27 protein-coding genes and 1 pseudogene are annotated in these 26,346 nt (G+C 68.5%); 19 read left to right on the top strand and 9 right to left on the bottom strand.

Annotation, left to right across the window (positions count from 1 at the left end; genetic code table 11):
- A pseudogene (locus A5697_RS28810) lies at positions 1–133 on the top strand (hypothetical protein); the annotation flags it as partial.
- Between the two features lie 226 nt (positions 134–359).
- Here A5697_RS28810 and A5697_RS20835 read toward each other — a convergent pair.
- The gene (locus A5697_RS20835) at positions 360–1,148 is read right to left on the bottom strand and encodes a DUF5666 domain-containing protein (RefSeq protein WP_068011881.1); all 789 of its coding nucleotides are present in this window, start codon (positions 1,146–1,148) and stop codon (positions 360–362) included.
- An 84-nt stretch (positions 1,149–1,232) separates the two neighbouring features.
- Positions 1,233–3,059, bottom strand: a complete 1,827-nt coding sequence (locus tag A5697_RS20830) for an acyl-CoA dehydrogenase (protein WP_068011880.1) — start codon at positions 3,057–3,059, stop codon at positions 1,233–1,235.
- 184 nt (positions 3,060–3,243) lie between these two features.
- On the opposite strand from A5697_RS20830, the gene trxA reads away from it, so the two are divergent.
- From trxA to A5697_RS20810, 4 genes are all read left to right on the top strand, one after another.
- On the top strand, positions 3,244–3,597 hold the full coding sequence (gene trxA / locus A5697_RS20825) for a thioredoxin (protein ID WP_067275529.1): 354 nt from the start codon (positions 3,244–3,246) through the stop codon (positions 3,595–3,597).
- 55 nt (positions 3,598–3,652) lie between these two features.
- On the top strand, positions 3,653–4,462 hold the full coding sequence (locus A5697_RS20820; protein WP_068011879.1) for an enoyl-CoA hydratase: 810 nt from the start codon (positions 3,653–3,655) through the stop codon (positions 4,460–4,462).
- Positions 4,463–4,483: 21 nt separating this feature from the next.
- Entirely contained in the window at positions 4,484–6,112 is a 1,629-nt protein-coding gene (locus A5697_RS20815; protein ID WP_068011878.1) for an ABC-F family ATP-binding cassette domain-containing protein, read from the top strand.
- A gap of 92 nt (positions 6,113–6,204) precedes the next feature.
- The gene (locus A5697_RS20810; RefSeq protein ID WP_068011877.1) at positions 6,205–6,414 is read left to right on the top strand and encodes a helix-turn-helix domain-containing protein; all 210 of its coding nucleotides are present in this window, start codon (positions 6,205–6,207) and stop codon (positions 6,412–6,414) included.
- A gap of 38 nt (positions 6,415–6,452) precedes the next feature.
- On the opposite strand, the gene A5697_RS20805 is transcribed toward A5697_RS20810, so the two are convergent.
- Complete coding sequence (locus A5697_RS20805) at positions 6,453–7,034, bottom strand: TetR/AcrR family transcriptional regulator (RefSeq protein ID WP_068011876.1); 582 nt, start codon at positions 7,032–7,034, stop codon at positions 6,453–6,455.
- A 9-nt stretch (positions 7,035–7,043) separates the two neighbouring features.
- Positions 7,044–9,863, bottom strand: a complete 2,820-nt coding sequence (locus A5697_RS20800; protein WP_197501075.1) for an aconitate hydratase — start codon at positions 9,861–9,863, stop codon at positions 7,044–7,046.
- Positions 9,864–10,063: 200 nt separating this feature from the next.
- On the opposite strand from A5697_RS20800, the gene A5697_RS20795 reads away from it, so the two are divergent.
- The 9 genes from A5697_RS20795 to A5697_RS20755 all read left to right on the top strand — a co-directional run bounded on the left by A5697_RS20795 (position 10,064) and on the right by A5697_RS20755 (position 19,051).
- The gene (locus tag A5697_RS20795; RefSeq protein WP_068011875.1) at positions 10,064–10,606 is read left to right on the top strand and encodes a DUF6676 family protein; all 543 of its coding nucleotides are present in this window, start codon (positions 10,064–10,066) and stop codon (positions 10,604–10,606) included.
- Positions 10,607–10,846: 240 nt separating this feature from the next.
- Positions 10,847–12,286, top strand: a complete 1,440-nt coding sequence (gene ripA, locus A5697_RS20790; protein ID WP_068011874.1) for an NlpC/P60 family peptidoglycan endopeptidase RipA — start codon at positions 10,847–10,849, stop codon at positions 12,284–12,286.
- A gap of 25 nt (positions 12,287–12,311) precedes the next feature.
- Positions 12,312–13,052 carry an NlpC/P60 family peptidoglycan endopeptidase RipB gene (gene ripB, locus A5697_RS20785; protein ID WP_067944563.1) on the top strand — a complete coding sequence of 247 codons (741 nt, stop codon included), beginning with the start codon at positions 12,312–12,314 and terminating at the stop codon, positions 13,050–13,052.
- 152 nt (positions 13,053–13,204) lie between these two features.
- Entirely contained in the window at positions 13,205–14,338 is a 1,134-nt protein-coding gene (locus A5697_RS20780; RefSeq protein ID WP_067944562.1) for a MoxR family ATPase, read from the top strand.
- A gap of 38 nt (positions 14,339–14,376) precedes the next feature.
- Positions 14,377–15,288, top strand: coding sequence for a DUF58 domain-containing protein (locus A5697_RS20775; protein WP_067741820.1), 912 nt, complete (start codon positions 14,377–14,379; stop codon positions 15,286–15,288).
- A complete protein-coding gene (locus A5697_RS20770; protein WP_067944561.1) occupies positions 15,285–16,292 on the top strand; it encodes a VWA domain-containing protein in 1,008 nt (335 codons plus the stop codon). Before A5697_RS20775 ends, A5697_RS20770 begins: the two co-directional genes overlap by 4 nt.
- 135 nt (positions 16,293–16,427) lie before the next feature.
- Entirely contained in the window at positions 16,428–17,195 is a 768-nt protein-coding gene (gene fabG1 / locus A5697_RS20765; protein ID WP_068011873.1) for a 3-oxoacyl-ACP reductase FabG1, read from the top strand.
- A 29-nt stretch (positions 17,196–17,224) separates the two neighbouring features.
- Positions 17,225–18,034: an NADH-dependent enoyl-ACP reductase InhA gene (gene inhA, locus A5697_RS20760; protein WP_066958259.1), complete on the top strand. Its 810-nt coding sequence runs from the start codon at positions 17,225–17,227 to the stop codon at positions 18,032–18,034.
- A 6-nt stretch (positions 18,035–18,040) separates the two neighbouring features.
- Positions 18,041–19,051 carry a ferrochelatase gene (locus tag A5697_RS20755; RefSeq protein ID WP_067944559.1) on the top strand — a complete coding sequence of 337 codons (1,011 nt, stop codon included), beginning with the start codon at positions 18,041–18,043 and terminating at the stop codon, positions 19,049–19,051.
- Here A5697_RS20755 and A5697_RS20750 read toward each other — a convergent pair whose 3' ends face one another.
- On the bottom strand, positions 19,052–19,975 hold the full coding sequence (locus tag A5697_RS20750; RefSeq protein ID WP_067944558.1) for a hypothetical protein: 924 nt from the start codon (positions 19,973–19,975) through the stop codon (positions 19,052–19,054). It lies immediately after the preceding gene.
- A 57-nt stretch (positions 19,976–20,032) separates the two neighbouring features.
- Between A5697_RS20750 and A5697_RS20745 the strand changes: the two genes are divergently transcribed.
- The 3 genes from A5697_RS20745 to A5697_RS20735 are packed head-to-tail and all read left to right on the top strand — an operon-like array spanning position 20,033 to position 22,022.
- A complete protein-coding gene (locus A5697_RS20745) occupies positions 20,033–20,470 on the top strand; it encodes an NfeD family protein (protein ID WP_067944557.1) in 438 nt (145 codons plus the stop codon).
- A 49-nt stretch (positions 20,471–20,519) separates the two neighbouring features.
- The gene (locus tag A5697_RS20740) at positions 20,520–21,656 is read left to right on the top strand and encodes an SPFH domain-containing protein (RefSeq protein WP_067944556.1); all 1,137 of its coding nucleotides are present in this window, start codon (positions 20,520–20,522) and stop codon (positions 21,654–21,656) included.
- Positions 21,657–21,665: 9 nt separating this feature from the next.
- Positions 21,666–22,022, top strand: coding sequence for a DoxX family protein (locus A5697_RS20735; protein WP_067944555.1), 357 nt, complete (start codon positions 21,666–21,668; stop codon positions 22,020–22,022).
- Here the strand turns inward: A5697_RS20735 and A5697_RS20730 are convergent.
- From A5697_RS20730 to A5697_RS20715, 4 genes are all read right to left on the bottom strand, one after another.
- The gene (locus tag A5697_RS20730) at positions 22,019–22,435 is read right to left on the bottom strand and encodes a nitroreductase family deazaflavin-dependent oxidoreductase (protein WP_369806137.1); all 417 of its coding nucleotides are present in this window, start codon (positions 22,433–22,435) and stop codon (positions 22,019–22,021) included. The genes A5697_RS20735 and A5697_RS20730 overlap by 4 nt on opposite strands.
- A 79-nt stretch (positions 22,436–22,514) precedes the next feature.
- Positions 22,515–23,132, bottom strand: coding sequence for a TetR/AcrR family transcriptional regulator (locus A5697_RS20725; RefSeq protein WP_068011883.1), 618 nt, complete (start codon positions 23,130–23,132; stop codon positions 22,515–22,517).
- 54 nt (positions 23,133–23,186) lie between these two features.
- The gene (locus tag A5697_RS20720) at positions 23,187–23,453 is read right to left on the bottom strand and encodes a hypothetical protein (RefSeq protein WP_067944552.1); all 267 of its coding nucleotides are present in this window, start codon (positions 23,451–23,453) and stop codon (positions 23,187–23,189) included.
- A gap of 98 nt (positions 23,454–23,551) precedes the next feature.
- On the bottom strand, positions 23,552–23,926 hold the full coding sequence (locus A5697_RS20715) for a hypothetical protein (RefSeq protein WP_068011871.1): 375 nt from the start codon (positions 23,924–23,926) through the stop codon (positions 23,552–23,554).
- A gap of 215 nt (positions 23,927–24,141) precedes the next feature.
- Here A5697_RS20715 and A5697_RS20710 point away from each other — a divergent pair, with 215 nt between their 5' ends.
- Positions 24,142–24,855, top strand: a complete 714-nt coding sequence (locus tag A5697_RS20710) for a response regulator transcription factor (RefSeq protein ID WP_369806136.1) — start codon at positions 24,142–24,144, stop codon at positions 24,853–24,855.
- The gene (locus A5697_RS20705) at positions 24,852–26,303 is read left to right on the top strand and encodes a cell wall metabolism sensor histidine kinase WalK (RefSeq protein ID WP_068011869.1); all 1,452 of its coding nucleotides are present in this window, start codon (positions 24,852–24,854) and stop codon (positions 26,301–26,303) included. Before A5697_RS20710 ends, A5697_RS20705 begins: the two co-directional genes overlap by 4 nt.
- Positions 26,304–26,346: the final 43 nt, after the last annotated feature.

Raw genomic sequence — 26,346 nt, 5'->3', positions numbered from 1 at the left:
CTTGTCGTCGCAGGTGAAATTGCCGTCGCTGCTGGCGCTCGGGTTCGTCACGATGGCGCTGGCCTACCGTGGCGGGGCCGCGCTCGGCGGCGCGCTGCGTGCGGCGGCCGCCGGCACCGAGGGCGCCGCGGGGCTGCTGGATTTCGTGTCGCTCGAACGGCACATGGCGACCAACAGCAGGATCACGGCGACGACGGCGACGAGCGCGAGCCGGGCGAGCCGGGGTTTGACCCAGGTGGCGGACATCGTCACATCTCCGATCGCGCGGTAAGCCGTCGCCACCGAATACCCAGGCGAGCGCGGTTATCACGGCCGCGCTCGCCTGGAGTGACGGTAATCTCAGCCGGCCTCAGCCGCGCTCAGCCTCCCTGGCCGGGCTGCTTGGGTTTGCCGCACTTGCCGTCATTGGCCTGCCGCACGTTGATGCTGGTCGCCTGCAGCGTGCCGTTGTCCATCGTTCCGCGCGCCCACAGGCACTTACCCTGCGCAATCGCGTCGGTGGTCGCGGTGGCCTGCTTGCTGTACTTGGTCTTGTCGTCGACCGTCACCGCGGTTTGCGTGGTGTTGCCGCTGGGGTCGGTGCCGGTGACGTTGATGGTGTTACCCGACACCGACGCCACCGAGCCGCGGACCGGGGCCGGCTTCGGGGCCGGCGCGGGTGAGCCTGGGGGCGGCGGGGTGGTCGAGCTCGGTCCCGAACTCTGCCCCGCCGGCTTGGCCGGGCAGGCGCCGTTGACCGAGGGGCTGACCTTCACGGACGCCGCGGTGACGGGCTGCCCGCCCTGGGCCGGCTGGGTCGGCCGCACGGTGACGCAGCTGCCGGAGGTGACGTCGGTCAGCGCGGCGGGCGTCGTCTCGGTGATCTTGGTGGTCGAGGTGAAGTTGACGGCGGCGGTGGAATGGTCTTCCTTGGTGACCTGGATGGAGTTGCCCGCGACCGACGCGATCAGGCCGCTGAGCCGGGATTCGCCGCTGGCCGGGGCGGGCGACGTGGTCGTCGAGGTCACCACCGAGGTGGACGTCGAGGTCGACGTGCTCGGGCCCGCTTTATTGGACGAGCTGCACGCGGCGACGGACAACGCGGCGACCCCGGTGACCGCGAGGACGGCGAACCGGGTACGCCGGGAGGTTGGACAGCTGGCAGACATCAACGTTCTCCAATCGTGGTTGGACGCAACGGAATGGGTATTACCCGTCGAAGCTGTGGCTAACCTGTGTGTAATCCGGGGCGGTCAGAACGCCTGTTCCGGAACGCGCATGATCTCGCCGTCGATGGACTCGATGACTTTGCGCAGGGACGTGAGCTTCGGAAGCATGTTCTTGGCGAAGAACGCCGCGGTCGCCACCTTGCCGCGATAGAAGGCGGCGTCGGTCGGCGCCGCGTCGGCCAACGCCGCGTGCGCGACACCCGCCTGCACCAGCAATCGCCAGCCGATGAGCAGATCGCCCACCGCGAGCAGGTAGCGCACCGATCCGAGGCCCACTTTGTAGATCTCGCCCGGATGTTGGGCGGCGGACATCAGGTATCCGGTCAACGCGCCCGTCATCGCCATCACCTCGTCGAGCGCGGTCTGCAGCAGTTGGGCCTGCGGCTCGAGGGCCTCGTCGCAGCCATCGATGGTCTCGGTGATCTGAGCCGTCACGAACTGCAGGGCCTCGCCGCGGTCGCGAACGATCTTGCGGAAGAAGAAGTCCAGCGCCTGGATTGCGGTGGTGCCCTCGTAGAGCGAATCGATCTTGGAGTCGCGGATGTATTGCTCGAGGGGATAGTCCTGCAGGAAGCCCGAACCGCCCAGCGTCTGCAGTGACTCGGTCAGCACTTCGTAGGCCCGTTCGGAGCTCACGCCCTTCACGATCGGCAGCAGTAAGTCGTCGACGCGGTGCGCCATCTGGTGGTCCGCTCCCGAAACATGCTGCGCGACAGCATCATCCTGATGCGCGGCGGCATACAGGTACAGCGCCCGCAGACCCTCGGCGTAGGCCTTCTGCGTCATCAGGCTGCGGCGCACGTCGGGGTGATGGATGATGGTGACTCGCGGCGCGGTCTTGTCGGACATCTGCGTCAGATCCGCGCCCTGCACCCGCTCCTTGGCGAACGCCAGCGCGTTGAGGTAGCCCGTGGACAGGGTGCCGGCGGCCTTCACTCCAATCGTCATGCGCGCGTGCTCGATCACGGTGAACATCTGCGCGATCCCGTTGTGCACGTCGCCGACCAGGTAACCGACAGCGGGCAAATCCGTTGCGCCGAAGGTCAATTCGCATGTCGGGGAGGACTTGATCCCCATCTTGTGTTCCAGCCCGGTGGCGAAGACCCCGTTGCGCGCGCCGATCTCGAACGTTTCCGGGTCGAACAGGAATTGCGGGACGTAGAACAGGCTGAGCCCCTTGGTGCCCGGGCCGGCGCCCTCCGGCCGGGCCAGTACCAGGTGAAAGATGTTTTCGGCGGTGTCGCCCACGTCGCCGCCAGAGATGAACCGCTTGACGCCCTCGATGTGCCAGGTGCCGTCGGGCTGTGCGATGGCCTTCGCCCGACCGGCGCCGACGTCGGAGCCCGCGTCGGGCTCGGTGAGCACCATGGTGGCCGCCCAGCCGCGCTCCACGCCCTCCGCCGCCCAGCGCCGCTGTTCCTCGTTGCCCTCGACGTAAAGCGCCTGGGCCATCAACGGGCCGAGGCAGAAGAAGTTAGCGGAAGGGTTCGCGCAGATGATCATTTCGTTGACCGCCCACGCCAGCGGTGGGGGTGCGGCCATGCCGCCGATCTCTTCGTCGAGCATCAGCCGCCACCAGCCGGCCTCCTTGATCACCTGCACGGTCTTCACCAACTCGTCCGGCACGCTGATCGTGTGCTCGGCGGGGTCGAAGACCGGCGGGTTGCGGTCGGCGAACGCGAAGGATTCGGCCACCGGGCCCTCCGCCAGGCGGGCGGCTTCGGCCAGGATCGTTCGCGCCGTTTCCACGTCGAGGTCGCTATAGCTTCCGGAGCCCAGCACAGCGCCCACGTCGAGCACTTCGAACAGGTTGAACTCGAGATCACGGACGTTAGCGATGTAATGGCCCAACGCGATTTCCTCACTGGTTCCTGAGGCGGCGAATCGTCCGCATCAGTGTGTCCGACGTGGGAAAACGTACGCAACCGTAACCTACGGTGGGCCGCGGGCCGGTAACGCGTCGATGTCGTCGGGACGAACCCCGGCCCTGCGGTAGCCCGGGAACACCACGTCGCGGTCCGGCGTTAGAGCAAATGTGACAACACTGGATCTCACCGCTGAGAAGTTCAACGAAACCATCGAGGGCAACGACATCGTGCTCGTCGATTTCTGGGCGTCCTGGTGCGGGCCGTGCCGCCAGTTCGGACCCACCTTCCAGGCGTCCGCGGAGAAGCACCCCGACATCGTGCACGCCAAGGTCGACACCGAGGCCGAGCAGCAGCTGGCCGCGGCCGCCCAGATCCGCTCCATCCCCACGCTGATGGCCTTCAAGAAGGGCAAGCTGCTCTTCAACCAGGCCGGGGCGCTGCCGCCGGCCGCTCTCGAAGACCTGGTGCAGCAAATCAAGGCGTTCGACGTCGACGCGGCCCAGGCCGGTCAAGGCGAATAGCCCCCACATCGCGGCGCAGGGAGGTTGGCGCCCGCCTACGCGCTAGGTTGCTTGGGTGAGTCTGGTACTGGTAGAGCACCCGCGGCCCGGCGTCGCGCTGATAACCCTCAATCGGCCCGAGCGGATGAACTCCATGGCGTTCGACGTCATGGTGCCGCTCAAAGAGGCCCTGGAGAAGGTCAGGTACGACAATTCGGTGCGCGTGGTCGTGCTGACCGGGGCGGGCCGGGGCTTCTCCTCGGGCGCCGACCACAAGTCCGCGGGCTCGGTGCCCCACGTCGAGGGGCTGACCCGCCCGACCTACGCGCTGCGTTCGATGGAGATCCTCGACGAGGTCATCTTGGGGCTGCGGCGCCTGCATCAGCCGGTGATCGCCGCCGTGAACGGCCCGGCCATCGGCGGCGGCCTGTGCCTGGCGCTGGCCGCCGACATCCGGGTCGCCGCGACCGGCGCGTATTTTCGCGCGGCCGGCATCAACAACGGCCTGACCGCCAGCGAGCTGGGACTGAGTTACCTGCTGCCCAGGGCCATCGGATCGTCGCGGGCGTTCGAAATCATGTTGACCGGCCGCGATGTGACCGCCGAGGAGGCCGAGCGGATCGGGCTGGTGTCGTGCCGGGTGCCCGACGAGCAGCTGTTGGACACCTGCTACGCCATCGCCGCCCGGATAGCGGCGTTCTCGCGGCCGGGGGTCGAATTGACCAAGCGCACACTGTGGAGTGGACTGGACGCCGGTAGCCTGGAGGGGCACATGCAAGCCGAAGGCTTGGGTCAGCTGTTCGTCCGTCTGCTCACCGCCAACTTCGAAGAAGCGGTTGCCGCGCGCGCGGAGCGACGCCCCGCGGTTTTCACCGACGACAAGTAGCCAGGACATAAGGGAGTAGATGTGATCACGGCCACGGACCTCGAGGTCCGCGCTGGTGCGCGCATCCTGCTCTCACCCGACGGGCCTGACCTGCGCGTGCAGCCCGGCGACCGCATCGGGCTGGTCGGTCGCAACGGCGCCGGCAAGACGACCACCCTGCGTATCTTGGCGGGGGAGACCGAACCGTACGCCGGGACTGTGGCCCGCGCGGGCGAAATCGGTTATCTGCCACAGGATCCCAAAGAGGGCGATCTCGACGTGCTGGCCCGCGACCGGGTGTTGTCCGCGCGCGGCCTGGACGTTCTGCTCACCGACCTGGAAAAGCAGCAGGCGCTGATGGCGGAGGTCGCCGACGACGATGCCCGGGACCGCGCCATTCGCCGGTACGGGCAGCTGGAGGAGCGGTTCGTCGCGTTGGGTGGTTACGGCGCCGAGAGCGAGGCCAGCCGCATCTGCGCGAGCCTCGGATTGCCGGACCGGGTGCTGACGCAGAAGCTGCGCACGCTGTCGGGGGGACAACGCCGCCGAGTGGAGTTGGCGCGGATCCTGTTCGCCGCGTCCGACACCGGTGCCGGCTCGTCAACGACCCTGCTGCTCGACGAGCCGACCAACCACCTGGACGCGGATTCGGTTGGCTGGCTGCGCGATTTCCTGCGGTCGCACACGGGCGGCCTGGTCATCATCAGCCACAACGTCGAGTTGCTCGCCGATGTGGTGAACCGGGTGTGGTTCCTGGACGCCGTGCGCGGCGAGGTCGACGTCTACAACATGGGCTGGCAGAAGTACCTGGACGCCCGGGCCACCGACGAACAGCGGCGCCGTCGCGAACGCGCCAACGCCGAACGCAAGGCCGCCGCCTTGCGCACGCAAGCCGCCAAGCTGGGCGCCAAGGCCACCAAAGCCGTTGCGGCACAGAATATGCTGCGCCGCGCCGATCGGATGATGGCCGCGCTCGACGAGGAGCGGGTCGCCGACAAGGTGGCCCGGATCAAGTTCCCCACCCCGGCCCCGTGCGGGCGCACCCCGCTGGTCGCCAAGGGGCTGAGCAAGTCATACGGGTCGCTGGAGGTGTTCAGCGGTGTCGATCTAGCCATCGACCGCGGGTCGCGGGTGGTGGTGCTGGGGCTCAACGGCGCCGGCAAGACCACGCTGCTGCGGCTGCTGGCCGGCACCGAAAAACCCGACACCGGCGGGCTGGAGCCCGGACACGGTTTGCGCATGGGTTATTTCGCGCAGGAGCACGACACCCTCGACAACGACGCGAGCGTCTGGGAGAACATCCGGCACGCCGCGCCCGACACGGGCGAGCAGGACCTGCGCGGCCTGCTCGGCGCGTTCATGTTCAGCGGGCCCCAACTCGACCAGCCGGCGGGCACCCTGTCGGGCGGTGAGAAAACCCGGCTCGCGCTCGCGGGCCTGGTGGCGTCCACGGCGAACGTCCTGCTGCTCGACGAGCCGACGAACAACCTCGATCCCGCCTCGCGCGAACAGGTGCTCGACGCGCTGCGCAGCTACCAGGGTGCGGTGGTGCTGGTGACGCACGACCCCGGTGCCGCCGAAGCCCTCGACCCGCAGCGCGTTGTGCTGCTGCCCGACGGCACCGAGGATTTCTGGTCCGACGAATACCGGGACCTGATCGAGCTCGCCTGACTTCTGGGTGCTTTTCGCCAATTCCGCCCGCGGCCGACGGCGGGTTCTTACTCTGGGTGCTTGTCGATCGTGTTCGGGCGCGGAGGGCATCCATGAAAACGACACCGCAAAGGTCGAAGCAGACCCGCGAGCAGTTGCTGTTCGAGCTGCGCAGCGCCTATGAGGGCGGGGCCAGCATCCGCAGGCTGGCCGCGTCCACCGGCAGGTCGTACGGATCGGTACACAGCATGCTGCTGCAGGCCGGTGCCACGATGCGCGGCCGGGGTGGGCCCAACCACACCTCGCGATCCTCGCGGGTATAGCGTCACTGCGAAATCACGTCCCCTTGTTCGCAGTGGCGCTACACCTGCGGCCCAGAGTCATTGCGGCGCACCGAATTCTCCACCAGGTCGAGCACGGCGGACAACCGGCGCGGGTCTTCGCCTGACGCCAGCCGGGCCACCAGGCCGTCGAGCACCAACTCCAGGTAGCACTGCAAAACGTCCCCGGGAACGTCGTCGCGCACCCGGTGCGCCTCCTTCTGCCGGCGCAACCGATCGGTCGTCGCCGCCGCCAATTCCGCGGACCGCTCCGCCCAGCCGCGGCTGAACTCCGGGTCGTTGCGCAGCTTGCGCGCGATCTCCAACCTGGTCGCCAGCCAGTCGAACTGGTCGGGCGCGGCGAGCATGTCGCGCATCACCTGGATGAGGCCCGCGCGCGACGCCACGTCGGCCATCCGCTCGGCATCCTCGTGCGCCAGCGCGAAGAACAGCGCGTCCTTGTCGCGGAAGTGGTGGAAGATCGCACCGCGCGACATCCCGATCGCCTGTTCCAGCCGGCGCACCGTGGCCTTGTCGTAGCCGTATTCGGCGAAGCAGCGGCGGGCACCGTCGAGGATCTGGCGGCGGCGCGCCGCCAGATGGCCCTCGCTTACCTTGGGCACGACTGGGGACTAGCCGGACTTCAGCATGTTGCGCAGCACGTACTGCAGGATGCCGCCGTTGCGGTAGTAGTCGGCTTCTCCCGGCGTGTCGATGCGCACCACCGCGTCGAACTCGACCGGGTCGCCCGAGTCCTTGCTGGCCTTGACGCGCACCGTCTTTGGCGTCTTGCCGTCGTTGAGCGCCTCGATGCCGGTGATGTCGAACACCTCGGTGCCGTCCAGCCCCAGCTCCTTGGCGGACTTGCCTTCGGGGAACTGCAGCGGGATCACGCCCATGCCGATCAGGTTGGAGCGGTGGATGCGCTCGAACGACTCGGCGATCACCGCCCGCACGCCCAACAGCAGCGTGCCCTTGGCCGCCCAGTCGCGTGAGGAGCCGGACCCGTATTCTTTACCGCCCAGCACCACCAGCGGAATGTCCTGCGCCGCATAGTTTTGCGCGGCGTCATAGATGAACGCCTGCGGGGCGCCGTCCTGGGTGAAGTCGCGGGTGTAGCCGCCGGAAACGTCGTCGAGCAGTTGGTTACGCAGCCGGATGTTGGCGAAGGTGCCGCGAATCATCACCTCGTGGTTGCCGCGCCGGGAGCCGAAGGAGTTGTAGTCCTTGCGATCGACGCCGTGCTCGTCGAGGTACTGCGCCGCGGGCGTCCCCGGCTTGATGGCACCGGCGGGGGAGATGTGGTCGGTGGTCACCGAGTCGCCGAGCAGCGCCAGCACCCGGGCGCCGGTGATGTCTTTCACCGGTTCCGGGTCGGCGGACATCCCCTCGAAGTAAGGGGGCTTGCGCACGTAGGTCGAATCCTGGTTCCACTCAAAGGTATTGCCGCTCGGGGTGGGCAGGTTGCGCCAGCGCTCGTCGCCCTTGAACACGTCGGCGTAGTTCTTGGTGAACATCTCCTGGCTGATCGCCGAGGCGATGGTGTCCGACACGTCCTTCTGCGACGGCCAGATGTCCTTGAGGAAGACGTCGTTGCCGTCCTTGTCGGTGCCCAGCGGCTGCTTTTCGAAGTCGAAGTCCATGGTCCCGGCCAACGCGTAGGCGACCACCAGCGGCGGGGACGCCAGGTAGTTCATCTTCACGTCGGGGTTGATCCGGCCCTCGAAGTTGCGGTTACCGGACAGCACCGCCGACACCGACAGGTCGTTGTCGTTGATCGCCTTGGAAATCTCCTCGGGCAGCGGACCGGAATTACCGATGCACGTGGTGCAGCCGTAGCCGACGAGGTAGAAGCCGAGCTTCTCCAAATACGGCCACAGGCCGGCCTTGTCGTAGTAGTCGTGGACCACCTGCGAGCCTGGCGCCATGGTCGTCTTCACCCACGGCTTGGACGTCAGGCCCTTCTCGACGGCGTTGCGGGCCAGCAGCGCCGCACCCAGCATCACCTCGGGGTTGGAGGTGTTGGTGCACGACGTGATGGCCGCGATCACCACCGCGCCGTGGTCGAGCTCGAACTCCCCGCGGTCTTCGGAGCGCACCCGCACCGGGTTGCTCACCCGGCCCTTGGCATGTGCCGCAGCCGATTCGAACTTCGGGGCGTCGTCGGCATGACCGTTCTCCAGCGCGCCGGGGTCGCTGGCCGGGAAGGACTCGTCGACCGCCTCGTCGAGCTTGGAGTACTCCTTCTTGTCGGGGTCGTCGCCGACGTAGTCGCCGATCTGCCCGCGGAAGGTGGACTTGGCCTCCGACAACGCGATCCGGTCCTGCGGACGCTTCGGCCCGGCGATCGAGGGCACCACGTCGGACAGGTTGAGTTCGAGGTATTCGGAGAAGGCCGGCTCGTGCTTGGGGTCGTGCCACATGCCCTGCTCTTTGGCGTATGCCTCAACCAGCGCGAGTTGCTCTTCGTTGCGGCCGGTGAACCGCAGGTAGGAGATGGTCTCCTCGTCGATCGGGAAAATCGCTGCGGTGGAGCCGAATTCGGGACTCATGTTGCCCAGGGTGGCGCGGTTGGCCAGTGGCACCTCGGCCACGCCCTCGCCGTAGAACTCGACGAACTTGCCGACCACGCCGTGCTTGCGGAGCATCTCGGTGACGGTCAGCACGACGTCGGTGGCGGTGACGCCCGCCTGGATCTCACCGGTCAGCTTGAACCCGACGACCCGCGGGATCAGCATCGACACCGGCTGACCGAGCATCGCGGCCTCGGCCTCGATGCCGCCCACGCCCCAGCCCAGCACGCCCAGGCCGTTGACCATCGTGGTGTGCGAGTCGGTGCCCACGCAGGTGTCGGGGTAGGCCACGCCGTCGCGGTCCATCACCACGCTGGCCAGGTATTCGATGTTCACCTGGTGGACGATGCCGGTGCCCGGCGGCACCACCTTGAAGTCGCGGAAAGCGCCTTGGCCCCAACGCAAGAACTGGTAGCGCTCCCCGTTGCGCTGGTACTCGATTTCGACGTTGCGCTCGAAGGCGTCGGCGGTGCCGAACAGGTCGGCGATCACCGAGTGGTCGATCACCAGGTCGGCCGGCGCCAGCGGGTTCACCTTCTCCGCCTTGCCGCCCAGGTCGCCGATGGCCTCGCGCATGGTGGCCAAGTCGACGATGCACGGCACCCCGGTGAAGTCCTGCATCACGACGCGGGCGGGCGTGTACTGGATCTCAATGCTGGGCTCCGCCTTAGGATCCCAGTTCGCGATGGCCTCGATGTGGTCCTTGGTGATGTTGCTGCCGTCCTCGTTGCGCAGCAAGTTCTCGGCGAGGACTTTGAGGCTGTAGGGGAGTTTCTCGGTGTTGGGAACGGCGTCGAGACGATAGATCTGATAACTCTTGTCGCCGACCTTCAGGGTGTCGCGTGCTCCGAATGAGTTCACAGAATCTTCTTTAGTCACTTCAACTCCCGGGATTAAGTTCTTCCGCCGACGGGCCGTGCCGGCGGTGCGGTGCTACTTTAACAGTACGCTTGTCCTGCATTACGGCGGGGCGCCCGTAGTCCCAGTCTTGTCGCGTAAGTCGACGGTTTAAACCCCCCGAAACGAAGTCGCGTACGGTGCCTGTAGCGCTTTCGCCGTCAAAGGGCAGGAGGGACATCATGACCTTGCATCCGGTCCTACCCGTCTACATCCCGCAAGACGTCGACATGACCGCGGTCAAGGCGCAGGTCGCCGCCACCGGCGTCAGCGCGCCGGCGGCGGACATGCCCGGCCTGCTGCACATCGTCGACGAGGCCCATGCCAAGGGCATCAACCTCAAGATCGTGCTGCTCGATCACAACCCTCCGAACGACACCCCGCTGCGCGACATCTCCACCGTGGTCGGCGCCGACTACCACGACTCCACCGTCTTGACGCTGAGCCCCAGCTACGTCGGCAGCTACAGCACCCAGTTCCCGCGCGTCACGCTCGAGGCCGGCGAGGACATCGCCAAGACGGGTAACCCGGTGGTCTCGGCGCAACATTTCGTCAACGAGCTGAGCGCCCCGGAGTTTCCCTGGACGGGCCTGACCATCTTCCTGTTGCTCGCCGTATTCGCGGCGGCGGTCGGGACCCGAATGCTGCAGGTGCGCAGCCGCCGCTCAGCAACCGCGGAGGATTCGGCGGGGGCGCAGGAAGTGACGCCCACCAACACGGCCTAGCCACCCGTATCCGCCCCGGCCGGCTCCGTCGGTCGGCCTCTGGGGCATCGTCCCGGCAAACCCGGTAGATAACCGTTCGGTCACATTAAACGCACGTAGAGAGTGCGATTTCTGTGGAGCGTTTGCACGCCTAATAGTGTGACGTACGGTGCAAATGATGCTGGTGTTGTCTTTGGCGCCCTTGACGAACTCTGTGGTCGGCGCCGCCCGTCGCGTTGAGCCGTAGGAGACCTGAGTCGAATGAGACGCATACGCCGGGGCTCCACTGCGCGGCCGGCCTCAAGGCTGGCCCGGCCTGTCGTGCCGTCGGTCGTGAGCGTGGCCCTGCTGCTCTGCACGCCCGGGCTGGCACACGGTGACCCCGCCGCGGACAGCTTGGCCGGGTTGATCGCCAACGTCGCGAAGGCCAACCAACGCCTGGAAAATCTGAGCGCCGAGATTCAGACGGAACAGGAAAGCGTCAACAAGGCCCTGGTCGACGTCGAGACCGCCCGGGACAACGCCGCCGCCGCCCAACACGACCTCGAGACCAGCCAGCAGTCGGTCAAGGACGCCAACGCCGCGATCGCCGCGGCGCAGCAGCGCTTCGACACATTCGCGGCGGCCACCTATATGAATGGCCCGTCGAGCGGTTACCTGACCGCCAGCAGCCCGGACGACATCATCGCCACCGAGGCCGCCGCCCAGACGCTGTCGTCGAGTTCCCGGACGGTGATGGCCAAGCTGCAGCGGGCGCGGACCGAACAGGTGAACAAGGAATCGGCGGCGCGGCTGGCCAAGCAGAAGGCCGACAAGGCCGCGGCCGACGCCAAGGGCAGCCAGGACGCCGCGGTGGCTGCGCTGACCGACTCCAAGCGCAAGTTCGACGAACAGCGCGACCAAATCGCTCGCCTGGCCGCCGAACGCGACGAGGCTCAGGCCAAACTCGAAGCGGCCAAACGGCAGTGGGCTTCCGGCCCGGGCGGCGGACCCGCTGCGCCGGCGTCGGGCGACCGGTGGGAGACCGGCTCAGCGGGCGCGCCCGCGCCGCAGGCCGGGGCCCGCCGCTGGGACGGCGCCTGGGACCCCACCCTGCCGATGATTCCCAGCGCGAACGTCCCGGGTGACCCGATCGCGGTCATCAACCAGGTGCTGGGCATCTCGGCGACCTCGACGCAGGTCACCGCCGGGCTGGGCCGCAACTTCCTGCAGCAGCTCGGCATTCTCAAGCCCGACGACACCGGCATCACCAACGCGGCCCCGGGCGGGACGTCCGGGCGGATCCCCCGGGTCTACGGGCGCCAGGCCACCGAGTACGTGATCCGGCGCGGGATGTCGCAGATCGGCGTGCCCTACTCCTGGGGCGGCGGCAACGCGGCCGGGCCGAGCAAGGGCATCGACTCCGGGGCCGGCATCACCGGCTTCGACTGTTCGGGCCTGGTCCTCTATTCCTTCGCCGGGGTGGGCATCAAGCTGCCGCACTACTCGGGCTCGCAGTACAACCTGGGCCGCAAGATCCCGTCGTCGCAGATGCGCCGCGGCGACGTCATCTTCTACGGCCCCGGCGGCAGCCAGCACGTGACGATCTACCTCGGTGACGGCCAAATGCTCGAGGCTCCGGACATCGGTCTGAAAGTCCGCGTCGCGCCGGTGCGCACCAGCGGTATGACGCCCTACGTGGTCCGCTACATCGAGTGGTGAACGAATGAGAACTGAACGGGGAGCCATGCGCCGCAAGCGGATTCGTCTGATCAACTTCGCCTGGATCACCACCGTGGTGACCGGGCTGATGTTGTCTTCGGCCATTTCCGGGGCCACCCCCGCCACGGCCGACCCCGGCGGCGCGTGGGATCCGACTCTGCCGGCGACGATCAGCGCGGGCGCCCCTGGTGATCCGCTCGCCGTCGCCAATGCGTCGCTGCAGGCCACCGCGCAGGCCACCCAAACGACGATGGACCTGGGCAGGCAATTCCTGGGCGGCCTCGGAATCAACATCCTGGGGGATCCGGCTCCGGCCGCGGCCACCCCCACCAATCCCGGCGGCAAGATCCCGCGGGTCTACGGCCGGCAGGCCATCGAGTACGTGATCAAGCGGATGGGCTCCCAGATGGGCGTGCCGTACTCGTGGGGTGGTGGCTCGCTGGACGGTCCCAGCAAGGGCGTCGGCGACGGCGCCAACATCAACGGCTTCGACTGCTCGGGGCTGATGCGCTACGGCTTCGCCGGGGTCGGCGTGCTGATCCCGCGGTTCTCCGGCGACCAGTACAACGCGGGCCGGCACATCCCGCAGGACCAGGCCAGGCGCGGTGACCTGATCTTCTACGGGCCGAACGGCGGCCAGCACGTCACCATGTATCTGGGCAACGGCCAGATGCTGGAGGCGTCCAGCCTCGCCGGCAAGGTGACCATCAGCCCGGTTCGCAAGCCCGGCATGACGCCGTTCCTGACTAGGATCATCGAGTACTGATCCAGGTGTGTTCGCCCGGCGGGATCCCGGGGGCGAACCACCAGCGTCGACGGAATCCGGCGGGCCTGGAATAGTTGGACGCGGGCACGTCGCGGCCCCACGACAGTCGTGGTGCAAGCAGTCGTGTCCGATTGAGCTGTGGAGGGTTATTGATGACAGCAGCAGGTGGGCCGCCTCCGGGCGCCAGCGGTTACTCGGGCCCGGGTGGCCCTTCCGGCTCGCCGGCCCATGACGCGCCGTCCGGCGGCGGCAATGGCCTGGCCGCCGAGGTCCACACCCTGGAGCGCGCCATCTTCGAGGTCAAGCGCATCATCGTCGGTCAGGATCAGCTCGTCGAGCGCATGCTGGTCGGTCTGCTCTCCAAGGGGCACGTGTTGCTCGAGGGTGTCCCCGGCGTGGCCAAGACGTTGGCCGTCGAGACCTTCGCCAAGGTCGTGGGCGGCACATTCGCCCGCATCCAGTTCACCCCCGACCTGGTGCCCACCGACATCATCGGTACCCGCATCTACCGACAGGGCAAGGAAGAATTCGACACCGAGCTCGGCCCGGTGGTGGTGAACTTCCTGCTCGCCGACGAGATCAACCGCGCGCCGGCCAAGGTGCAGTCGGCGCTGCTGGAGGTCATGCAAGAACGCCACGTCTCGATCGGCGGCAAGACCTTCGACCTGCCCAACCCGTTCCTGGTGATGGCAACGCAGAACCCGATCGAGCACGAGGGCGTGTACCCGCTGCCCGAGGCCCAGCGCGACCGCTTCCTGTTCAAGATCAACGTCGGCTACCCGTCGCCGGAAGAGGAACGGGAGATCATCTACCGGATGGGCGTGCGGCCGCCGGAGCCCAAGCAGATCCTGAACACCGGCGACCTGCTGCGCCTGCAGGAGATCGCGGCCAACAACTTCGTCCACCACGCGCTGGTCGACTACGTGGTGCGCGTCGTGACGGCCACCCGCCATCCCGAGCAGCTCGGGATGAACGACGTCAAGTCGTGGATCTCGTTCGGTGCGTCCCCGCGTGCGTCGCTGGGCATCATCGCCGCGTCCCGGTCGCTGGCGCTGGTGCGCGGCCGCGACTACGTGATCCCGCAGGACGTCGTGGACGTCATTCCCGACGTGCTGCGGCACCGCCTGGTGCTCACCTACGACGCGCTGGCCGACGAGATCTCGCCGGAGATCGTCATCAACCGGGTCCTGCAGACGGTTGCCCTGCCTCAGGTCAATGCCGTTCCGCAGCAGGGGCAGTCGGTGCCCCCGGTGATGCAGGCCGCCGGCGCGGCCAGCGGTCGGTGACGGACCCCCAGCAGCCGGCGGTGCCACACCCGCCGTCGATGCAGCGCGGGCAGATCGTCGACCCGAAGCTGGCGGCGGCGCTGCGGCAACTCGAGCTGACGGTCAAGCGCAAGCTCGACGGTGTCCTGCACGGCGACCACCTCGGCCTGATCCCGGGACCGGGTTCCGAGCCGGGGGAGTCGCGCGAGTACCAGCCCGGCGACGACGTACGGCGGATGGACTGGGCCGTGACCGCGCGCACCATGCACCCCCACGTCCGGCAGATGATCGCAGACCGCGAGCTGGAGACCTGGATGGTGGTCGACATGTCGGCCAGCCTGGACTTCGGCACCGTCGGGTGCGAGAAGCGGGACCTGGCGGTGGCGGCCGCGGCCGCGATCACGTTCCTCAACAGTGGCGGCGGCAACCGGCTCGGCGCGCTGATCGCCAACGGCGAGACGATGGTCCGGGTTCCGGCGCGCTCCGGGCGTCAGCACGAGCAGACGCTGCTGCGCACCATCGCCACCACCCCCAGGGCCCCGGTCGGGGTGCGCGGCGACCTGGCGATGGCCATCGACGCGTTGCGCCGCCCGGAACGCCGTCGCGGCATGGCGGTGATCATCAGCGACTTCCTCGGTCCGATCAACTGGATGCGCCCGCTGCGGGCGATCGCGGCCCGGCACGAGGTGCTTGCCATCGAGGTGCTCGACCCGCGCGACGTCGAACTGCCCGACATCGGCGACGTCGTGCTGCAGGACGCCGAGTCCGGCGTGACCCGCGAATTCACCATCGACGCGCAGCTGCGTGACGATTTCGCCAAGGCGGCCGCGGCGCACCGCGCCGAGGTGGCCCGCACCATCCGCAGCTGCGGGGCCCCGGTGCTGACGCTGCGCACCGACCGCGATTGGATCGCCGACATCGTCCGCTTCGTCGAGTCCCGCCGGCGCGGTGCATTGGCGGGGCGGCAGTGACATTGCCGCTCCTCGGCCCGATGTCCTTGTCGGGCTTCGAACACTCGTGGTTCTTTCTGTTCCTGCTCGTCGTCGCTGGGCTCGCCGCGATGTACGTCCTCATGCAGCTGGCGCGACAGCGCCGGATGCTGCGATTCGCCAACATGGAGCTGTTGGAAAGCGTTGCGCCCCAACGGCCTTCGCGCTGGCGGCATGTCCCGGCGATGCTGCTGGTGGCGTCGCTGGTGTTGTTCACCATCGCGATGGCCGGGCCGACGCACGACGTCCGCATTCCGCGCAACCGCGCGGTGGTGATGCTGGTGATCGACGTGTCGCAGTCGATGCGAGCCACCGACGTGCAGCCCAATCGGATGGCGGCCGCACAGGAGGCGGCCAAGCAGTTCGCCGACGAGCTGACCCCTGGCATCAACCTGGGGCTGATCGAGTATGCGGGGACCGCCACCGTGCTGGTGCAACCGACGACCAACCGGGACGCGACCAAGAACGGGCTGGACAAGCTGCAGTTCGCCGACCGCACCGCCACGGGCGAGGGCATCTTCACCGCTTTGCAGGCCATCGCGACGGTGGGCGCGGTGATCGGGGGAGGCGACAAGCCGCCGCCGGCGCGCATCGTGTTGTTCTCCGACGGCAAGGAGACGATGCCGACCAACCCGGACAACCCGAAGGGCGCGTTCACGGCCGCGCGCACGGCCAAAGACCAGGGTGTGCCCATCTCGACGATTTCGTTCGGCACCCCGTATGGCTTCGTCGAGATCAATGACCAGCGCCAGCCGGTGCCCGTCGACGATTCCACGATGAAGAAGGTCGCCGAGCTCTCCGGCGGGAGCTGGTACAGCGCCGGTAGTTTGGCCGAGCTGAAAAACGTGTACGCGACGCTGCAGCAGCAGATCGGCTACGAGACGATCAAAGGCGACGCCAGCGTGGGCTGGGTGCGGTTGGGTGCGTTGGTGTTGGCGTTGGCGGCGCTGGCGGCGCTGCTCATCAACCGCCGCCTGCCGACGTAGTTGTTCCGTTTGCTCGTCGGCCCCGGCGCGCGAGCGTAGTCAGACTGCTATTTTCGGCCCAGAATTTCGCAGTGTCATTGCGCTCGCGGACGAGGCGATTTCAACCACGCGAAGCCCAGGCGCTAGGTTGACGGGGTGACTGACACGGCCACCGAGAACACCACCGAAAGTGCCGCCGACGGCGGCAAACCCGCATTCGTATCCCGTTCGGTCCTGGTGACGGGCGGAAACCGGGGAATCGGTCTGGCGATCGCGCGGCGGCTGGCGGCCGACGGCCACAAGGTCGCCGTCACGCATCGCGGATCCGGGGCGCCCGAGGGGCTGTTCGGCGTGGTGTGCGACGTCACCGACAACGACGCGGTCGACCGCGCGTTCAAAGAGGTCGAGGAGCACCAGGGTCCGGTCGAGGTGCTGGTGTCCAACGCCGGCATCTCCAAAGACGCCTTCCTCATCCGAATGACTGAGGATCGCTTCGAGGAGGTCATCAACGCCAACCTCACCGGGGCGTTCCGCGTGGCCCAGCGGGCGTCGCGCAGCATGCAACGCAAGCGGTTCGGCCGCATCATCTTCATCGGGTCGGTGTCCGGGATGTGGGGCATCGGCAACCAGTCCAACTACGCGGCCGCCAAAGCCGGCCTGATCGGCATGGCCCGCTCGATCTCCCGGGAGCTGTCCAAGGCCGGGGTGACCGCCAACGTGGTCGCCCCCGGCTACATCGACACCGAGATGACCCGCGCGCTGGACGAGCGGATCCAGGCGGGCGCACTGGAATTCATCCCGGCCAAGCGGGTCGGCACCGCCGAGGACGTCGCCGGGGCGGTCAGCTTCCTGGCATCCGAGGATGCGGGTTACATCGCCGGCGCGGTCATCCCGGTCGACGGCGGCATGGGCATGGGCCACTGAGTTCAACCACGAAGACATTAAGGACGGACATGGCAGGACTGCTCGACGGCAAACGGATTCTGGTCTCCGGGATCATCACCGACTCGTCGATCGCGTTTCACATCGCCAAGGCGGCCCAGGAGGCGGGGGCGCAGTTGGTGCTGACCGGGTTCGACCGGTTGCGCCTGATTCAGCGCATCGCCGACCGGCTGCCGGAGAAGGCCCCGCTGATCGAACTCGACGTGCAGAACGAGGAGCACCTCAACAGCCTCGCCGAGCGGGTCACCGCCGAGATCGGTGAGGGCAACAAGCTGGACGGCGTGGTGCACTCGATCGGCTTCATGCCGCAGACCGGGATGGGCATCAACCCGTTCTTCGACGCGCCGTATGAGGACGTCTCCAAGGGCATCCACATCTCCGCGTATTCGTATGCGTCGCTGGCCAAGGCGCTGTTGCCGATCATGAACCCCGGCGGGTCCATCGTCGGCATGGACTTCGACCCCAGCCGGGCCATGCCGGCCTACAACTGGATGACGGTGGCCAAGAGCGCGCTCGAATCGGTCAACCGGTTCGTCGCCCGCGAGGCGGGCAAGTTCGGGGTGCGCTCGAATCTCGTTGCGGCGGGCCCCATCCGGACGCTGGCGATGAGCGCGATCGTCGGCGGTGCGCTCGGTGAGGAGGCCGGCGCCCAGATGCAGCTGCTGGAAGAGGGCTGGGACCAGCGCGCCCCGATCGGCTGGAACATGAAAGACCCCACGCCGGTCGCCAAGACGGTGTGCGCCCTGCTCTCGGACTGGCTGCCGGCCACCACCGGCACCATCATTTTCGCCGACGGCGGCGCCAGCACCCAGTTACTCTAGGCTGCAATGGATTTCGATGCCGTCCTGCTGCTGTCCTTCGGCGGGCCGGAGGGGCCCGAGCAGGTGCGGCCGTTCCTGGAGAACGTCACCCGCGGGCGCAACGTGCCGCCCGAACGCCTGGACGAGGTCGCAGAGCACTACCTGCATTTCGGTGGGGTGTCACCGATCAATGGGATCAACCGCGCCCTGATCACCGAGCTCCGGGCGGAACTGGATCTACCGATCTACTTTGGCAACCGCAACTGGGATCCCTACGTCGAAGACGCGGTTGCGGCCATGCGCGACAACGGTGTTCGGCGGGCCGCGGTGTTCACCACGTCGGCGTGGAGCGGCTACTCCGGCTGCACGCAGTACACCGAAGACATCGCCCGGGCGCGCAGCGCCGCCGGACCCGGCGCGCCCGAGCTGGTCAAGCTGCGGCGATATTTCGACCACCCGCTCTTCGTCGAGATGTTCGCCGGTGCCGTCGCGGACGCGGCGCGGAGCGTGCCCGATGGCGCACGCCTGGTGTTCACCGCCCATTCGGTTCCGGTGGCCGCTGACCAGCGCCTCGGCCCGAGGCTCTACAGCCGTCAAGTCGCCTATGCCACAAGGCTTGTCGCGGCCGCGGCGGGTTATTCCGATTTCGATCTGGCCTGGCAGTCGCGTTCGGGCCCACCGCAGGTGCCGTGGCTGGAGCCCAGCGTCGAGGACCATCTCACGGCGCTGGCCGCGGCGGGCACCGAGGCCGTCATCGTCTGCCCGATCGGGTTCGTCGCCGACCACATCGAGGTGGTCTGGGATCTCGACGAGGAGTTGCGCGCCCAAGCCGACGCGGCGGGGCTGGTGTTCGCCAGGGCCGCCACACCCAATGCCGATCGCCGATTCGCCCGGCTGGCCGCCGATCTCATCGATGAACTGCGCACCGGCCGGGAGCCGGCCCGGGTGGCCGGCCCCGACCCGGTGCCCGGTTGTCTGGCCAGCGTCGACGGCGCGCCGTGCCGTCCGCCGCATTGCGTCGCGTCCGAATTCGGCTAGTCAGCCCCACGCCGAGTGCAAGATCGCGGTGACGGCCGCCATCCGCGCCGAACGCACCACTCCGGTCAGCGGCCGCAGCGCGTCGCTGGCGATTTGGGCCTCGGAAGAGGATTGGGTGCCAAACGGCTCCGGACCGGCGACGACCGGAGCGGTGAACCGCTCGGGGGAGTCGGGTGATCGACTGAGTCCGGCGCTGACCGCGATGATGGCGTCGACGTGCGCCGCGTTCTCCAGCACCCGCAGCGCCCGGGTCGGCGCGTGTTCGGGAACCCGGTGCTGCCGTGTGGATTCCAGCAATTGCTCGACGAGTCCCCGCGGATCGTCGATGTCGGCCGCGGCCGTTCCCAGCCCGATGGCGCCAAGCGCGTCGGCGGCCGACCGCACGGCCGACCGCAGTTGGTATTCCGCGTCGCCGAGCTCGTAGTGGTCGAGAACCGGCGCGCCCGGCAGCGAGTACACCGTCCAGGACAATGCGCACAGTTCAGGGAAGTCCTCCGGCTCTTCGTCGTAGGAGAACTCGGGGACCAGCCCGACGGCGGTGGCGGGATCGTGTGGGTTGGCGATGATGATCGCCTCACCCGCGGCCAGGGCGTCGCGCTCGAACTGTGTTCCCGGGGCAAGCCCGCGCACGTCGCCGGGCACGGGCAAAAGCATGTTGATCGTCCCGCGCAACCGGCCCGGGCCGTCCGGAGTGGGCGCCGACCGGCCGACCGCGGCGCGCAGCGTCTGCAGCAGCGTCACCGTTCCGGCGTCGTGCACATCGGGCCACGGCAGCCCGGTGTGACCGGCGGCGACCGCATCATACGCGGTGACCGATTGCTTTGGCGCCCATACCGATAACGCGTCCAAGACGTCGTCGGGCGCGGCCTTGCCTGCGAGCCAGGCGTTGGCCCACAAGGACAGCGAGACACTGGGACACCACACGATTCCGCAGTGTAGTTGTTTTGCCCGGCAAAGGCGGATCACGCGTATTCTGGCCGCATGCACGCCGCGGTGCTTTGGCTAATATTCGCGCTGGTGCTTGCCGGTGCGGAGGCGCTCACCGGCCATATGTTTTTGGTGATGCTCGGCGGCGGTGCGCTGGCCGCCGCAATCACAAGCTGGCTGACGGACTGGCCCGGCTGGGCGGACGGGATCGTGTTCCTCGTCGTCTCCGTCCTGCTGCTGGTGTTGGTCCGGCCCGCGCTGCGGCGACGACTGACACCCCCGCCCGCGACGCAACTGGGCATCGAGGCGCTGCAGGGAAAAAACGCGCTGGTGCTCGAGCGGATCTCCCGCGACGATGGGCGGGTGAAGCTCGACGGCGAGGTGTGGACCGCGCGTCCGCTCAACGAGGGGGATGTCTACGAACCGGGGGAGTCGGTGACCGTCTTGCAGATCGACGGCGCCACGGCGGTGGTCTTCAAGAGCGGTCCATAACGGCCGTGCGAGGACGTCGCCAGAGACCCTGGTAGAGAAAGGAACTGCCGTGCAAGGTGCGGTTGCTGGTTTGGTGTTGTTGGTCGTCCTGGTGATATTCGCCATTGTCGTGGTCGCCAAGTCGGTGGCCCTGATACCGCAGGCGGAGGCCGCGGTGATCGAGCGGCTGGGTCGATACAGCCGGACGGTCAGTGGTCAGTTGACGTTGTTGGTGCCGTTCATCGACCGGGTCCGCGCGCGGGTGGACCTGCGTGAGCGGGTGGTGTCATTCCCGCCGCAGCCGGTGATCACCGAGGACAACCTGACCCTCAACATCGACACCGTGGTCTACTTCCAGGTCACCGTCCCGCAGGCGGCCGTCTACGAGATCAGCAACTACATCGTCGGCGTCGAGCAGCTCACCACCACGACTCTGCGCAACGTGGTGGGCGGCATGACGCTCGAGCAGACGCTGACCTCACGCGATCAGATCAACGGTCAATTGCGCGGCGTGCTCGACGAGGCGACCGGCCGGTGGGGCCTGCGGGTCGCCCGGGTCGAGTTGCGCAGCATCGACCCGCCGCCGTCCATCCAGGCGTCGATGGAAAAGCAGATGAAGGCCGACCGCGAGAAGCGGGCGATGATCCTCACCGCCGAAGGGAACCGGCAGGCCGCGATCACACAGGCCGAAGGCGCCAAGCAGGCGCAGATCCTGGCCGCCGAGGGTGCCAAGCAGGCCGCGATCCTGGCCGCCGAGGCCGACCGGCAGTCCCGCATGCTGCGCGCGCAGGGTGAGCGCGCCGCGGCGTACCTGCGGGCACAGGGGCAGGCCAAGGCCATCGAGAAGACGTTCGCCGCGATCAAGGCCGGCAGGCCCACCCCGGAGATGCTGGCCTACCAGTACCTGCAGACCCTCCCGGAGATGGCGCGCGGTGACGCCAACAAGGTGTGGGTGGTGCCGAGCGACTTCAACGCGGCGCTGCAGGGGTTCACCAGAATGCTGGGCACCCCGGGGCAGGACGGAGTGTTCCGGTTCGAGCCCTCCCCGGTCGACGACACACCTCAACACGCAGCCGAATCGGATGACGCGGAGATCGCCGACTGGTTCTCCACCGAAACCGATCCCGCGATCGCCCAGGCGGTGGCCAAGGCCGAAGCGAGCGCCCGCCAACCGGTGGACGGCACGCCGCCGCAGCTGGCCCAATAGGATTGCCCGATGAGCCTTTTCACTTCGCCGAAGACCTACGTGGCGCTCGGCGCCTTCCACGCCGTGGACGCCGTCTTGTGCGGCGTCCAGGTGGCGCCCATCAGGAAGGTTCTCGATGACGTCGGGTTGCCGGAGAACGTTCGGCCGGTGCTGCCGGCGGTGAAGGGGGCGGCCGCCGTGGGCTTGCTGTCGGTCACCCGGTTCCCCGTCCTGGCGCGGGTGACGACGTTGATGCTGACGGTCTATTTCGTCCTGGCGCTCGGCGCGCACATCCGGGTGCGCGACAAGGTCGTCAACGCCCTCCCCGCGGCAATGTTCCTGGCCACGTTCGCCGTGATGACGGCGAAGGGCCCCGACCGCAACTAGTCGAGGCGCAACTCGACCAGCGGCAGCGGGGTGTCGGTCTCGGTGATCGGAACGCCGAGCGTTTCCTCCAGGACCGGCCGCATCTGTTCCCAGGCCTTGCGATGACGGCTGACGTAGGCGGCCAGCGCGCGGTCGGCCTCCTGTTGGTCGAGGATGCGCGCGATGGCGCGCCGGGGCGCGCGGCTGCCGGCGTAGACACGGACCCGCGGGTTGGCCTCGATGTTGCGGAACCACTGCGCCTTTCGGCCGAAACCGGAGGCGACGACGTAGGTCTCCGGTGCGGGGTGACCGACCACCTCCAGCACCACATAGCGCGGCGCGCCCGATTTGCGGCCAATGTGCTCGAGCATCAGCAAGCGCGAGCCGAACAGCGCGCCGGCGCGGGCCTTATAGAGCCAGACGGGTGCGCGCATGAGTCGACGCGAGCGCAGCAGGTGCGCGCCGGCGCTAGCGAAAAATGTTGTGCTGGACACCTTTACCTCCATTTCTCGGTCAACCGCTGCTGAGTCCGTCGCGATAGATCGCAAACACCTCGCCGGCCCACCGCCGCATTCCCGCATCCGAGAGCGGATCCGTGCCGAGGACTTCGGCCAGGCGGGGGCGCAGCGTCAGCACCGCGAGGTCATTGACGAGTAGGAACGCCGCGCGCACCTCGGCGTCCGCGCCGGGGCTGGCCGTTCCGGCCGCAACCATCGCGTCCAGAGTGGCGCGGCTGAGCCGGAAGAGCCGGTCGAACAATGCCGAGCCCGCGCGGCCCCCGGTGATCAACAGTCGGCTCAGGTACGCCGGGATCGCCGAGTCCGGGGGCAGGTAGGTGGCCAGGCCGTCGAGCAGGCTCGGCACCGCGGTGGGCTCGAGCCCAACCATGGCGGTCTGCTCGGTCATCCGGGTCAGCACCGCTTCGAAGGTCGCGACGACGTGACTGTCGACGACCTCGATCAGCCCGTCCTTCGAGCCATAGTGCCTGATGAGCAGGGCCGGTGAGACGCCCGCCGCGGTCGCGATGTCGCGCAGGGAGACCGCGTCGGGGCCACGGTCGGCGATCAGTCGCAGCGCTTCGTCGCGGATCCGCGCTCTGGCAGTGCGGTCGTCCGGTAGTGGTGAATGCACGTTCACAATTGTAAACGAACGTTTACATGGTCAGCCAGCCGCTGCCGTTTTGCCTCAGGCGTGCGGTGCCGGCGGCAGCGGGGGCGCGGGGACGACGCCCGGCGCGGGCGTCGGTGGGGGCGGGGACGAGTAGACGCACCCGCCGCCCGACTGGGACGACAGCGGCGGCGGGTAGGGCGGCGGCGGAAGCTGAACCCGCACCGTCCAGACCAACCCGGTGATCGCGAAGGCCGCGAGCGCGCCGAGCACCAGGCCGGCCAACCCGGCAACGATTGCGACGCCGGCGGGGAAGCGGCGGGTTCCGATGTTGTCCGAGGTCATACGGTTCTCCACTGTCGCCGGATATCGGTAACCGAGACGCTACTGGCGACACGGCTGCCGCCGTCACGATTTGATGGATCGTGACGGCGGCGGACCGGTCAGCTGTGCGGAGACGGTTGCCCCGGCGGGGAGGTCTCACCGGGAGGCCAGGGGCCATGCGGTGGCGCGGGCGGGCCGGGCGGCGGCGCAAACCCGAAACCGCCCATCGGACCGCCCATCGGCGGGGGCGGCGGCGGTCCGTGCTGCAGGGCCATCATCGGCGGCGGCCCGGGCGGCAGCGGCGGCCCGGGCGGTCCGGCGCTGATGATCCAGGCGAAGGCGATCGCCGCGATGGTGCCCGCCGCGCCGATCATCGCGCCAGCTACCCCGACGCCGACCACCACGCCGGTGGAGTGCCGGCGGGGCTCGCGTGGGGGATGGGCGGCCGGCGGCGGCGCGGGTGGATGGGTATCGATCTCATCGTTTGTGGTCATGGCACCGGACGGTAGGAGGCGGAACTGAAGTGGACCTGAAGAAACTTGTGTCCCGTGAGTCACTCGTGTCACCAGCGAAGGTGCGCGGCGTTCTGCCCGCCTCACAGCGACATTGCTAGGACCCCGCCCGGGGAGCGGGCATGTCGCTGCGGTGACCCAAGGGTCCGCGCGACCGCTTCAGGTTGGTTTCAGAACGTGCGCCGACAATGGGAGGCATGACGAACGGACCCCGGGCCGCCGCCGGCCACTTCAGCGTCGGCGCGCCCCGGGTCCTGGTGGTCGAGGACTCCGAGACGATCCGCGAGATGGTCAGCGAGGCGCTCACCGACGTCGGCTACCACACCGTCGGTCGCTGTGACGGCGACGGGCTCGAGGAGGCGCTGGACGGCCTGCGGCCGGACCTGGTGGTGCTCGACGTCATGCTGCCGGGGCGCGATGGCTTCGACCTCATCGATGTCATCCGCGACTGGGGCGATGTCGGGATCGTCCTGATCACGGCTCGCGACGGCCTGGAAGATCGGCTGCGCGGGCTGGACGGCGGGGCCGACGACTACGTGATCAAACCGTTCGAGCTGGCCGAACTGGTGTCACGGGTCGGCGCGGTGTTGCGCCGGCGCGGACGGCTGCCGAAAGTCGTTCAACTCGGCGACCTGATGCTCGACGCCGACGCCGGCGTGGCCGCGCGCAACGGTTGTCGCCTCGACCTGACGGCAACCGAGCTGCGGCTGCTGTCCTTCCTCGCGGAGCAGCGCGGCCGCATCGTCAGTGCCGGCCAGATCCTGAACGCCGTGTGGGGGTACGACGCCTACGACCCCAACCTGGTCCAAGTGCACGTGAGCGGCTTGCGGCGCAAGCTCGAAGCCCACGGGCCGCGGATACTGCACACCGTGCGCGGCATCGGCTACCGGCTGCAACCCCAGCGATCATGACGACGCGGACCCCCTCCCTGCAGCGCCGGGTGACGCTCGTGGTGGTGGCGCTGCTGGCCCTGCTGCTGGTGGTGCTCGGCGTCACCATCGACGTCAGCCTGGGCGTCATCGCCCGCCGGAACCTGCACGACCGGCTGCTCGCGGCGGCGTCGCGCGCCGAGGCGCTGGACGCCGCGCACACCTCACCCGATCTGCTCGCCGCCGAACTCAACGGCGGCGGGGTGCGCGCGCTGCTGGTCACCGCCGACGGCGCCGCCTACGGCGACCGCGGCATCAGCCCCGATACCGTCGCCGGTCCGGTGGCCCCGCCGCCCTTTCCACCCCCGCCGGCACCGCCGCCGTGGGAACCCGGGCCGAATGTCCCACCGCCCTGGCCACCGCCACCACCGCCCCTACCGGATGTCAGCGCGACGGCCATGGTGCGTCCGTTGCCGGACGGCGCCCGGGTGATCCTGGTCGCCGACACGACCCAGACCACGCAGGTGACGCACCAGTTGCGGCTGCTGATGGTCGGGGCGGGCGTGGCGACGCTGGCTGTCGCCGCACTGTTGTTGGTGGCGGTCAGCCGGGTGGCGCTGCGCCCGCTGGACCGCCTGACGGCGCTGGCCAACGACATCCGGACCGGTGATCGCGGGCGGCGGCTGCGCCCCGACCGCGCGGATACCGAATTGGGCCGCGCGGCAAGCGCATTCGACGGGATGCTGGATGCCTTGGAGGCATCCGAGCGCCGGGCGCAGCGGGCGGCCGACGCGGCCCGGCGCGCCGAGACGGCCACCCGGCGATTTCTGGTGGACGCCGCGCACGAGCTGCGCACCCCGATCGCCGGGATTCAGGTCGCCGCCGAGCAACTCGCCACCAGCGCCTCCCAGCAAGGCGACAACGCAGACGGTCAGTATCGCCGGGCCAGCCTGCTGCTGTCCGACGCGCGGCGCGCCGGGCGGCTCGTCTCGGACATGCTCGATCTGAGCCGCATCGACGCCGGGCTGCCGTTGGACATCCAGCACGTCGACCTGGCCGCGATCGCGGACGGCGAAGCCGACCGGGCCGCGATGCTGGCACCGCAACTCGCCGTCCGTCGCACGGGCCTGGGCGAGCTGACCGTCAACGCGGACCCCACCCGGCTCGCGCAGATCCTGTCCAATCTCCTCGACAACGCCCGCCGATATACGCCGCCGGGAGGCTCGATCACGATCGACGTCCGCAGGCACGAAGGCGCCGCGGAGGTGACCGTAACCGACAGCGGGCCCGGCATTCCCGACGACGAGCGCGAGCGGATCTTCGAGCGGCTGGTGCGGCTCGACGCCGGACGCGCCCGCGATCACGGCGGCGCCGGGCTGGGCCTGCCGATAGCCCGGGCGCTGGCGCGTGCGCACGGCGGCGAGCTGGTGTGTCTGTCGCACGACGGCGGGGCGCGGTTCCGGCTCAGCATGCCGGTCGAACGTGGGTGAGCGGTGGCCGCCCCAGGCGAGGCGGCCACCGCTCCAGACTGCT

The sequence above is a fragment of the Mycobacterium sp. E3251 genome (assembly GCF_001666835.1).
Lineage (GTDB): Bacteria > Actinomycetota > Actinomycetes > Mycobacteriales > Mycobacteriaceae > Mycobacterium.
Note: the sequence above shows the minus strand (reverse complement) of the source record. Positions and strands in the feature narration are given on the sequence as shown.

Coding starts and splice junctions, on each gene's coding strand:
- A5697_RS20835 (WP_068011881.1), bottom strand. CDS start 1,148: ATGTCTGCCAGCTGTCCAACCTCCCGGCGTACCCGGTTCGCCGTCCTC.
- A5697_RS20810 (WP_068011877.1), top strand. CDS start 6,205: ATGAAAACGACACCGCAAAGGTCGAAGCAGACCCGCGAGCAGTTGCTG.
- A5697_RS20795 (WP_068011875.1), top strand. CDS start 10,064: ATGACCTTGCATCCGGTCCTACCCGTCTACATCCCGCAAGACGTCGAC.
- ripA (WP_068011874.1), top strand. CDS start 10,847: ATGAGACGCATACGCCGGGGCTCCACTGCGCGGCCGGCCTCAAGGCTG.
- ripB (WP_067944563.1), top strand. CDS start 12,312: ATGCGCCGCAAGCGGATTCGTCTGATCAACTTCGCCTGGATCACCACC.
- A5697_RS20780 (WP_067944562.1), top strand. CDS start 13,205: ATGACAGCAGCAGGTGGGCCGCCTCCGGGCGCCAGCGGTTACTCGGGC.
- A5697_RS20775 (WP_067741820.1), top strand. CDS start 14,377: ATGCAGCGCGGGCAGATCGTCGACCCGAAGCTGGCGGCGGCGCTGCGG.
- inhA (WP_066958259.1), top strand. CDS start 17,225: ATGGCAGGACTGCTCGACGGCAAACGGATTCTGGTCTCCGGGATCATC.
- A5697_RS20755 (WP_067944559.1), top strand. CDS start 18,041: ATGGATTTCGATGCCGTCCTGCTGCTGTCCTTCGGCGGGCCGGAGGGG.
- A5697_RS20745 (WP_067944557.1), top strand. CDS start 20,033: ATGCACGCCGCGGTGCTTTGGCTAATATTCGCGCTGGTGCTTGCCGGT.
- A5697_RS20735 (WP_067944555.1), top strand. CDS start 21,666: ATGAGCCTTTTCACTTCGCCGAAGACCTACGTGGCGCTCGGCGCCTTC.
- A5697_RS20730 (WP_369806137.1), bottom strand. CDS start 22,435: ATGCGCGCACCCGTCTGGCTCTATAAGGCCCGCGCCGGCGCGCTGTTC.
- A5697_RS20720 (WP_067944552.1), bottom strand. CDS start 23,453: ATGACCTCGGACAACATCGGAACCCGCCGCTTCCCCGCCGGCGTCGCA.
- A5697_RS20715 (WP_068011871.1), bottom strand. CDS start 23,926: ATGACCACAAACGATGAGATCGATACCCATCCACCCGCGCCGCCGCCG.
- A5697_RS20710 (WP_369806136.1), top strand. CDS start 24,142: ATGACGAACGGACCCCGGGCCGCCGCCGGCCACTTCAGCGTCGGCGCG.
- A5697_RS20705 (WP_068011869.1), top strand. CDS start 24,852: ATGACGACGCGGACCCCCTCCCTGCAGCGCCGGGTGACGCTCGTGGTG.